This window comes from Acinetobacter tandoii (assembly GCF_008867985.1).
Lineage (GTDB): Bacteria > Pseudomonadota > Gammaproteobacteria > Pseudomonadales > Moraxellaceae > Acinetobacter > Acinetobacter tandoii.
This window is the reverse complement of sequence record NZ_VXLD01000008.1, coordinates 116,603-126,575: the sequence shown is the minus strand read 5'-3', so window position 1 is coordinate 126,575 and position 9,973 is coordinate 116,603. Positions and strand designations below refer to the sequence as shown.

Below are 9,973 nucleotides of genomic sequence, written 5' to 3'. Positions count from 1 at the left end.
GACGGCACCGGCTTTCAGCAGTTTCGCCAGACCATAGTCGCCATTGCCTGCGTTGTTGCTGACGATGGTAAGGTCTTTACGTCCAAGTTTGATCAGCCCGTCAATGAGTTCAGCAGGTTGTCCTGCTGTACCAAAACCACCAATCATGATGGTTGAGCCGTCTTGTATCTGGGATAAAACTTCATGAATTGAAGTCGAGGATTTATTGATCATGTAAAGCACCCATACATTGATTTTGGATCTGCTTCTTTCGTGCAAATATCAAATGTCGAAAAGGGGAGTAAGAATTAAAAAATCGTAGCGTTATTTAGAAACTGAATGGAATGAGCTAAGTATTTCCTTAGCTCATTCATGGTTTAACGATTAAAGCGTTATGCTACTGCACGACGACGATCAACTTCAGTCGAAGGAGCAGAAGCAGCTTCTTTAACTAACTCAATATTGAAGGTAATGTGCTTAAAAGGTTTGTCTAGACCACGACGCTGGATTTCAGCAGGGTCAGTCACATCAACTGCTGTAGCCACTAAGCCATCACGAGTTGCAAAAGCAAAGTCATCCCAAAGGTATTTGTCACCTTCAATGTTGAATTGTGTAGTGAGCTTACGGAAACCTGGCGCAGAGACAAAATAATGCACATGTGACGGACGGTTACCATGACGACCTAACTTATTCAGTACGGCTTGAGTCGTGCCTTCAGGAGGGCAGCCATAACCTACAGGCATAGTGGTTAAAGCCACATATTGACCCTGTGCATCGGTTAAAATAGTACGACGTAAGTTAAACTCAGACTGAGACTTATCAAAGAATGAGTAGTTTCCTAAGCTGTTCGCATGCCAAACTTCAACTTTGGCATTTTCAATGATTTGACCGTTTGCATCACGGACAATACCTTCAATAATTAAGGTATCAATTTTGTCCGATTCGCTGCCATCATCCATACGTGCAAAACCAACTGTTTCAGGTGCACCAGCCACATATAAAGGACCCTCAATGGTACGTGGTGTACCACCAGTGATGCCTGCTTTGGCATCCGCTTCGTCAGCACGCAAATCTAGATAATGTTCTAAACCTAAACCAGCAGCCAATAAGCCCAATTCATTGGCTTGACCAGCATCGGTAAAATATTCCAAGCCTTTCCATACCTCAGAAGGTTGGATATCTAAATCTTCAATGGCTTGGAACAGATCGCCAAGTAAGCGAACAATAATTTGTTGAATGCGTTCATCGACAGGTCCTTGTGCGGTATCGACATTCATTTTTTTTACAAGTGCATCAATTTGTTGACGGTTCATACTATAACTCCTGAAGTATGTAGATTATGGATGGCATTATTATTGGCTATTGATTTAGCTAGTTGGTTCTAATGCCACAGTCCTTGTTATGTTTAAAATACAGGTTAATGGTGATTCAGACTCTATGAATCATCCTCACGGATGGAAGATGGATGCCGATTTAAAGGCATGACTTCAATATTCATAAATGGATAGAGTGGTAAACCTTGTAAAATGTTATGCAACTCTTCATTACTCGCAACATCAAAAATACTAATGTTGGAGTACTGGCCTGTAATACGCCAGATATGTCGCCATTTTCCAGAACGTTGTAATTCCTGTGAATATGCCTTTTCAATGGCTTTTATTTCATTGACTTTTTCAACGGGCATATCAAGCGGAATATGCACATCCATGCGTACGTGAAATAACATTTACAGCTTCCTTATTCTTACGGCGTAATTGTTCAATTTTGTCTTCGTCAATTTCGATGCCTAAACCTGCACCTGTAGGCAGATGAAGTTCAAAATTTTCATAACGAAGCGGTGTTTTTAAAATTTCTTCGGTTAAAAGTAGTGGGCCAAATAATTCTGTACCAAAAGCTAAAGATTCAAAGGTCGAGAAGGCATGTGCAGAAGCAATACTGCCAATAGGGCCTTCCAGCATGGTGCCACCGTACAAATCGATACCTGCCAGACATGCAATCTTGGCAACTTCGCAGGCTTCGAGCAGACCACCTGATTGTTCAATCTTGACTGCAAATACATCTGCGCCATGACTTTTGGCAATGCGGTAAGCACTGTCAGGGCCTGTAAGGGCTTCGTCTGCCATAATGGCAACGTCAAAACGTTGAGTTAAACGTGCTAAAGCATCCGTATTTTGAATAGCACACGGTTGTTCAATGAGGTCGATACCACCATCTTGAAGTTGCTGAATACCACGAATACATTCCAGTTCTGACCAAGCACGGTTGACGTCTACACGAACACTGATGTCTGCACCCAAGGCTTTTTTAATTGCAATCACATGGTCAACATCTTGCTGTAAAGGACGTGCACCAATTTTGAGTTTGAACGTGTTATGACGTTTCAGCTCAATCATTTGTTTTGCTTCGGCAATATCTTTTTCAGTATCACCCGAAGCCAGTGTCCACAGCACAGGTAAACTTTCGCGTAAACGTCCACCCAGTAATTCGCTAATAGGTAAACCTAAACGTTTAGCTTGAATATCCAGCAGCGCAGTTTGAATGGCACACTTGGCAAATCTATTGCCATTAATATTTTTGCGGATTAGTTTTAAGGTTTGTGCAACATTTAATGCTTTAACTGAAGTCAGTAATGGTGCAAAGTAAGTATCAATATTGGCTTTAACACTTTCAGGGCTTTCTTCGCCATAATTCAGCCCACCAATGGTGGTAGCTTCGCCCCAACCGACAAAACCATCCGTAGTTGTTATTTTTACCAGTACCAATGTTTGAATACGCATCGTTGTCACAGACAGTTGATGCGGGCGGATTGTAGGGATATCCACGAGTATGGTTTCTATGCTTTTATACATGAAGTTTCAACTGTTTCGAACTTGTTTGTATACCATAGAAGAATGTAATCACCTAAAATAGATATGAAGTGGTATTTTAAAATACTAAAAAGGTATGTTGATGGAATTAAGACATTTACGATATTTTGTGACCGTAGTTGAAGAGCAAAGTATTACTAAAGCTGCGGAAAAGCTGTTTATTGCTCAACCACCATTGACTCGCCAAATTAAAAAATTAGAAGAAGAGTTAGGGATTGATCTTTTTGAAAAAGGTTCTCGACCTTTAAAAGCGACGGAAGCAGGTTTATATTTTTATCAGCATGCGGTGCAGATTTTAACGCATGCGGCGCAAGCCACGACCATGATCAAGAAAATTAACTCAGTCAATACCAGTGTAAAAATTGGCTATGTGAGTTCTTTGTTATATGGGTTATTGCCACAGATTATTTATTTGTTTCGCCAAAAAAATCCAGAGATTCAAGTCGAGTTGATTGAATGTAGTACCAAAGATCAGGTCGAGGCATTAAAACTCGGTAAAATTGACATTGGTTTTGGTCGTTTGCCAATCAGTGATCCTGCCGTTAAAAGACTGTTGCTACGCAAAGAAAGATTAAAACTAGCGATTTATAAAAAGCATCCTTTAAATGCCTATCAGGAAAAAGGCGTGTATTTATCACAAATTGTGAATGAAACTATTTTTTCTTATCCCAATACACCGAAACCGAATTTTTCAACCACCATACAAGCGATGTTTACCCAGTTAGGTTTAATTCCGACCAAGTGGACGGAAGTGCGTGAAATTCACATGGCTTTGGGTTTGGTGGCCTCAGGCGAGGGTATTTGCTTAATTCCAGAAAGTGCGTGCGATATTGGCATGAAGAATGTGGAATATTTGGATATTTTAGATTTAGAAGCGTATAGTCCAGTCTCGTTGTCGATGCGCAACATGGATCAAAGTGCGTATATTCCCAAAATTTTAGAATGTATTGAAGAAATTTATCGGACTGAGAATATTTCTACTAACTTAAATTGATCAGATGTCAGATTTCATTGAAAAATTCTACAAGCCAAAAGATGCCTCATACGGGATGAGGCATCTGGACTGAAAGCAATAACTTTAAAACTTCTTCATATAATTCATAAAAATACGGTCTTCAGTAAAGTCATTGCCATATTTCACATTATAATTAATGTGAATATATTGAAAGCCGAGCCCTTTGAGATAAGGCTGTTGAAAAGCGTAATTGAGGACATAATTGGCTTCGGTTTCTTGATTATCTTCCCCTGTGGATGATTTGAAATCATGACCATAAACCCATTTCACCGCAGTGCTGAGCCCTGGTACAAAGTCCTTAAAATCATAGCTATAAATTAAGTGATAAGATTTTTCATCTTGTTTGGCAAAGCCTGTGACGTTCCAGTTAATAAAATAGGTTTCAGGTAGATAACCATCTAATAATGGATAGGCAGAATCGCCAATAATTTGCTGATAGCCCAAGCCAAAAGAATGATTACTCACTTTCAATGTTTCCAGCAGACCAATGTTTTGCGCATCAATAGTGAACGTATCCTCATGGTCTTTAGAATTAAAATATTTCAGTTTAGAATTAAGCGAAAAATTCGCTTGTTTCCATGTGTGATCTAAACTTGCATAGTGCGTATTATATAAATCTTCCAGATTGCCAAAATAATATTCACCCTTTAACGTTGGGGTAATTTGATAACGCAGGTCAATATAGTTCAACCCATCTGAATAGTGTGTGACCCCTTTAGAGGTATAGGAAAATTTACGAAACTCTTCTTCATTACGTGGCGAGACTTTTTCGATGCGACCAATTTCAGTCTGAAATTGATCGGTAATTTGCGAGCGAAGATTGGTTCCCAAATAAGAGGTTAACAACTGGCGACTGGTATCCACTGAAGTCACAGGCAGATCCAACCAGAGTTCACCCGTTCTTAATAAGGAATTACCATAACCAAGTTTTAAAGTTGCGCCATATTTTAAAAAATCAGAGGCTTGTGACTGGTTGGCTTTATCAAAAGGAAGAATGGAATCGGAAACATGCTTATCCGAACTTAGACGCACAGCATATTGCACAGAAGCATCAGCACCAATTGTGATGGGTTGATCGGCAATATTTAAGGGGGTATCTAGCATTTTAGATTTATAGAATAAAGAGGCTGCTTGCGACCAACTGCCCGTATCTTTAATACCAGCGTTATCAAAATCACGATCGATATAGGCATTTCTGAGCGTGAATTTCCATTCATCTGTTGGTGTTGTCGTAGATTCAGCTGCGTGAATAGCTGTTATTGCAAATCCATTGAATATCAGCAGGGTGGCAAGGGCGAGTTTTTGTTGTTTGAAATGCGTTAAGCGTTGCATATTATTTCCAAGAGGTGAATGCTCATATCGGGCATTAACTTTTTAAATATTCTGAAGTGCCTTCCCAAAACATTGCTTTGGGACAGACATCAGAATGCAGAGATTAAAATGGCAATTAATGTAATTTTTCGCGTTGCATACTGTCGTTGAAAAATTTGCAGCCTTTAAGCAAGAGAATGAAAGCAAACACACACGATGCGCCACCAATAATTGACAATGAAGACCCCACCATGATTGGGTTGCCAAAGTATTTGTCAGTCAAAATTGCAACTAAAGTGGTGCCAATACCCAAACCAATCAGGTTACTGACCAATAAGAAAATGGCAGACAGACGAGCACGAAATTGATTGGGAGCCAACATTTGTAAAGCAGTTGCAGAAATCACCAAAGGGAAGGAGGCAAAAAACATGGCAGGAACAAGTAACGCTACCGAAATTTGTAGATTTTGGACTTGGGTGAAAAGAGAGATCGGGAGAATTAAACCAATAATACCAATCACACCTGTGAGCATCGGTGCATTTTGTCTGCCTTTCTTAATGAGCCAGTCATTCAGCCAGCCTGCACAAAAAACACCTAAGGTATTGGCAATTAACATAATGGAACCGAGCATATAGCCAGTTTCAGTCGGTGAAAGCGAAAAGTTGCGAATGTAAAAAGCGGGAGTCCAACTGGTTAGGCTATATAAAGCCATAGCATAAAAGGTGAAACCTAAATAATGACAAGTAATGGTTTTGCCATGTTTACGGATAAATTGTAAACATTGCTTAAATTCACCTTTTTCGACATGACCATAGGTATTCAATCGCTGACCTTTACGTTCAGGGTCTCGTACGGTCAAAATGAACAGTAAACCAATGAAAATACCGGGTAAACCCACCACCAGAAAGGCAACTTGCCAAGCCTTCATAGCGCCGAATAAGGGAACATGAATTAAAGTTGCACCTTTAAGTAGTTTAATGACATACCCACCCACGAGAAATGCGATACCACCGCCTAAGAATGCGCCAATAGAGTAAATTCCTACAGCACGTCCTAATTTGTCCTTGCTAAACATGTCACTAAACATGGAGTAAGCTGCTGGAGACAACGCTGCTTCACCAATCCCAACACCCATACGGCATAAAAATAATTGAATGAAGTTTTTACTCATGCCACAGGCTGCTGTTGCAAGACTCCAGATAATAATGCCAATAGAGATGAGTTTAGGGCGAGAAAAACGGTCAGCAATATAGGCTAAAGGTAATCCCATAAAGGCATAAAACAAGGAAAACGCGAGGCCATGTAATAAACTAAATTGAGTATCGGTTAAATGTAAATCGGCTTTAATTGGCTCAATCATGAGCGCTAAGATTTGTCTGTCAATAAAAGAGAAGATATAGGCCAGCATACAGAGTATGACCACATACCATGAATACAGATGGGTTTTTTTATGCTCCGCTTTTTCTACGTAGACATCTACATGATCCATTGATTTGTCCTTTTGTATTTAGCTTGCTCGGTTTGAAATTTCTGAATAAGGTTTGCTTGCGCTAAACGAATGGATTTAGTGCGGATTAGATTCAGAGGCTTAACTTTTGTATTTGATCAATCATATTTTTAGGTAAAATAATTAAAATTCAGTCAGCCATTCAGCGATTGAGATGTTGATCATTGAAGGATTATTTTCTTTTTATATGTAAAATTCCATTACTTTTTGGGTATTTAAAAATACTCTATGGGTATCTTATTTACATGAATAAGCTAAAAAGTAATTTTAGATCAAAGATTTATTCTTATAATTTTAGATAGGAGTTTGCTGGAAAGAAGAGTGCAGCAGATGAGTTTTCACTCATCAACTGCTGAATACAATTAAAAAGCAAGGCTTAGCTAGAGGGCATTAATTCAAATAGTTTTTTTAGTTGTAGGTTCAGATGATGAAGTTCATCTTCAGAAAAGGCATTCAAAATGCCTGCTAAGGTAACTGCACTGATTTGGTTAATCTGTTCGACAAGGTTTAAGCCTTTATCTGTTAGCTTTACCATAGAAATACGTTCATCTGTAGCGGAAGAAAAAACTTCAACAATGCCATCTTCCACTAAGCGATACACCGCTTTGGTTGCTGTAGTGAGTTTGAGTGTAGATAGATTAGCAATATCAGTAATACTGGCCTCACCCAAAGCGTTGGTGCTCAGAATAATTTTACGACGCGTGTTGTCTATTCCTAATTTTTTAATAGATTTTTCAATAAGTTGAGAATATTTTCCATTTACTTGGGAAATCCAGAAAAAAGGGAAATTTTTAAGACTTTCTGGTTCATTGTTAGGTAAAAATTGTTTTAAATGGTTCAGCATGGCTAAGCAAGGACTTAGTAAAAATTGAGAAAGCTATTATAAACAAAATTTTGCAGCTTGCCTTAATGACTCTTGTAAAAATTACTTGACAATTACATTTAAATTTCCCATATTTGAATTAAGTTATAAAAATACATGGAAAAGTGAATGAATATTATTGCACAATCACTTTCGCGAGGACATGGCGAACTTAAAGTCATGATCAAGGATACGATTGATATTCAAGGCTTTAAAACAGTAGCAGGCAGTAAAGCTTATTTAAATATTCCACCTGCAGAGCACAATGCGGAAGTGGTCGACAATATTTTGAAAGGGAATTGTCAAATCACTGCTAAAACCAATTTACATGAACTGGCATTTGGTATTACGGGAATTAATCATGCTTTTGGGACACCCATTAATCCTAAATATCCTGAATTGATTCCAGGCGGATCTTCGAGTGGTTCGGCTGCGGCAGTGGCGGCAAAACTGGCAGATTTTTCTTTAGGAACCGATACGGGTGGTTCTATTCGTATGCCCGCTGCATGCTGTGGTGTTTATGGTTTAAAACCGACTTTTGGGCGTGTCAGTCGTCAAGGAGTGCATCCAGTAACAAGCAGTTTGGATTGTGTTGGACCTTTTGCAAATTCAGTCGAAATGCTCGAAGTTGCCATGCAGATTATTGAGCCAAGTTTTCAGCCTGCTGCAAAGCTACAACAGCCACCCAAGTTGGCTTATTTAAATGTAGCTGCGAGTGATGAGGTTTGGCGTTGTATTGAGCAATTCTTTGTACAACATCATCTTGATTTACCGCGTGAAACCATCGACTCGTTTGATGCCGCTTATGATGCAGGCATGCAGATGATCAATTATGAAAACTGGCAGGCTTATGGTGAATTAACTCAGACAGGTTTAATTGGTGCTGATGTAAAGCAACGCCTATTAAAAGCAGCGGATACTAGCCTAGAGCAGGTGAAACAGGCAGAACAGGTCAAAGCACAATTCACCCAAGCTTTAAATACGTTATTAAATCAATACGATGCTTTAGTTTTGCCGACATTGCCACAAATTCCGCCAAAAGTAAAAGATGCTGAAAATACAGTTGCCTTCCTGAATTTAACCCGTTTAGTTCGTCCTTTTAATTTGTCTGGACATCCTGCCATTTCAATTCCATTACAGACAGAAAATGGTTTCCCTGTAGGTCTACAGTTGGTTGCTGGGCATCAGCAAGACGAAAAATTATGCGCGATTGCAAAATATCTTTCGCACTAAAATAAATATATTACAAGGAGTTAGATAATGAATGAGTTATCTAAAATGGAGTTTGTAGCATCAGAAAAAGCCGTTGATCTAGATGCTTTATGTCAAGAAATTCGAGCAAGAGCCTGTACAGGTGAGTTCGATAATCAAGCCTTTGTTAGTCAGGACATGATTGAAAAACTCAAGCAGTTGGGAGTGTACCGCGCGCTTGTACCAAAACGCTTTGGTGGTGATGCTATTTCACCACGTGAGTTTTGCGAACTGATTGAAACCTTGTCTAAGGCGGACGGTTCGGTCGGTTGGGTGGCAAGTTTTGGGATGAGCCCCGCTTATTTAGGCAGTCTGCCAGAAGCAACACTTGAAGAACTCTATAAAGATGGCCCTGATGTGGTTTTTGCTGGGGGAATTTTCCCACCACAACCTGCGGAAATTACCGATGAAGGCGTTCGAGTTAGTGGACGTTGGAAGTTTTCTAGTGGTTGCATGGGTGCAGACATTATAGGCGTTGGTATTTCACCTTTAAAAAATAATGAAATGCAGGGCCTACCGCGCATGGCTGTGATGCCTGCGCATAAAGCCAAAATTGAAATGACATGGGACACAGTGGGTTTAAAAGGCACAGGTAGTCACGATTTGGTTGTGGAAGATGTGCTAGTCGAAAAGCACTGGACATTTGTACGGGGTGAACCTTCCAAACTACCAGAACCCTTTTTTAAATATCCGTCACTTTCCCTAGCGACCCAAGTTTTAACCGTTGTTGGGATTGGTGTGGCAGCAGCTGCTTTAGAAGAATTTCAAATTTTAGCACCGGGCAAAGCATCGATTACAGGTGGTGCTGAAATTGCGAATCGTCCTGTGACTCAATATGAATTTGCTCAAGCAGATGCAGAATTTCAGGCAGCCAAAGCATGGTTCTATCAGACCATGGATAGCGTTTGGCACGAAGTCGTTGCAGGGCGTGCAGCAACCACACAACAAATTAGTGATATGCGTTTAGCCTGTACCCATGCTGCTCGGGTTTGCGCCAAAGTCACGCGCAAAATGCAAATGTTAGCAGGCATGACCGCCATTTATACCAACAATCCATTTAGTCGTTTTGTGAATGACACCAATGTCGTCACACAACATGCCTTTATGGGGGATGCCACATTACTAAATGCGGGTTCAATTCGTTTTGGCTTAAAGCCAAGCCCAGGATATTTATAAATTTA

Annotated in this window: 10 protein-coding genes; 3 read left to right on the top strand and 7 right to left on the bottom strand. The window is 39.8% G+C overall.

From position 1 onward, the window contains the following. The 4 genes from F4W09_RS12635 to F4W09_RS12620 all read right to left on the bottom strand — a co-directional run. A partial coding sequence (locus F4W09_RS12635; RefSeq protein WP_335878909.1) for a CoA-transferase occupies positions 1 to 213 on the bottom strand: 213 nt, incomplete at its 3' end. Positions 214 to 371: 158 nt separating this feature from the next. After that, positions 372 to 1,292: a catechol 1,2-dioxygenase gene (gene catA, locus F4W09_RS12630; RefSeq protein WP_151505002.1), complete on the bottom strand. Its 921-nt coding sequence runs from the start codon at positions 1,290 to 1,292 to the stop codon at positions 372 to 374. Positions 1,293 to 1,414: 122 nt separating this feature from the next. Then, the gene (gene catC / locus F4W09_RS12625; RefSeq protein WP_016166460.1) at positions 1,415 to 1,705 is read right to left on the bottom strand and encodes a muconolactone Delta-isomerase; all 291 of its coding nucleotides are present in this window, start codon (positions 1,703 to 1,705) and stop codon (positions 1,415 to 1,417) included. Beyond that, entirely contained in the window at positions 1,665 to 2,828 is a 1,164-nt protein-coding gene (locus F4W09_RS12620) for a muconate/chloromuconate family cycloisomerase (protein WP_016166459.1), read from the bottom strand. The genes catC and F4W09_RS12620 overlap by 41 nt, the downstream gene beginning before the upstream one ends. A 100-nt stretch (positions 2,829 to 2,928) precedes the next feature. Between F4W09_RS12620 and F4W09_RS12615 the strand changes: the two genes are divergently transcribed. Beyond that, a complete protein-coding gene (locus F4W09_RS12615) occupies positions 2,929 to 3,840 on the top strand; it encodes a LysR family transcriptional regulator (protein WP_016166458.1) in 912 nt (303 codons plus the stop codon). Between the two features lie 84 nt (positions 3,841 to 3,924). On the opposite strand, the gene F4W09_RS12610 is transcribed toward F4W09_RS12615, so the two are convergent. The 3 genes from F4W09_RS12610 to F4W09_RS12600 all read right to left on the bottom strand — a co-directional run bounded on the left by F4W09_RS12610 (position 3,925) and on the right by F4W09_RS12600 (position 7,523). After that, on the bottom strand, positions 3,925 to 5,193 hold the full coding sequence (locus tag F4W09_RS12610) for an OprD family outer membrane porin (RefSeq protein ID WP_151505001.1): 1,269 nt from the start codon (positions 5,191 to 5,193) through the stop codon (positions 3,925 to 3,927). 115 nt (positions 5,194 to 5,308) lie between these two features. Further along, positions 5,309 to 6,661, bottom strand: coding sequence for a spinster family MFS transporter (locus F4W09_RS12605; protein ID WP_104441956.1), 1,353 nt, complete (start codon positions 6,659 to 6,661; stop codon positions 5,309 to 5,311). 394 nt (positions 6,662 to 7,055) lie between these two features. Then, complete coding sequence (locus F4W09_RS12600; RefSeq protein ID WP_151505000.1) at positions 7,056 to 7,523, bottom strand: MarR family winged helix-turn-helix transcriptional regulator; 468 nt, start codon at positions 7,521 to 7,523, stop codon at positions 7,056 to 7,058. A gap of 147 nt (positions 7,524 to 7,670) precedes the next feature. Between F4W09_RS12600 and F4W09_RS12595 the strand changes: the two genes are divergently transcribed. After that, positions 7,671 to 8,774, top strand: a complete 1,104-nt coding sequence (locus F4W09_RS12595; protein ID WP_151504999.1) for an amidase — start codon at positions 7,671 to 7,673, stop codon at positions 8,772 to 8,774. Positions 8,775 to 8,819: 45 nt separating this feature from the next. Continuing rightward, on the top strand, positions 8,820 to 9,968 hold the full coding sequence (locus F4W09_RS12590) for an acyl-CoA dehydrogenase family protein (RefSeq protein WP_151505007.1): 1,149 nt from the start codon (positions 8,820 to 8,822) through the stop codon (positions 9,966 to 9,968). The last annotated feature ends 5 nt before the right edge of the window (positions 9,969 to 9,973 follow it).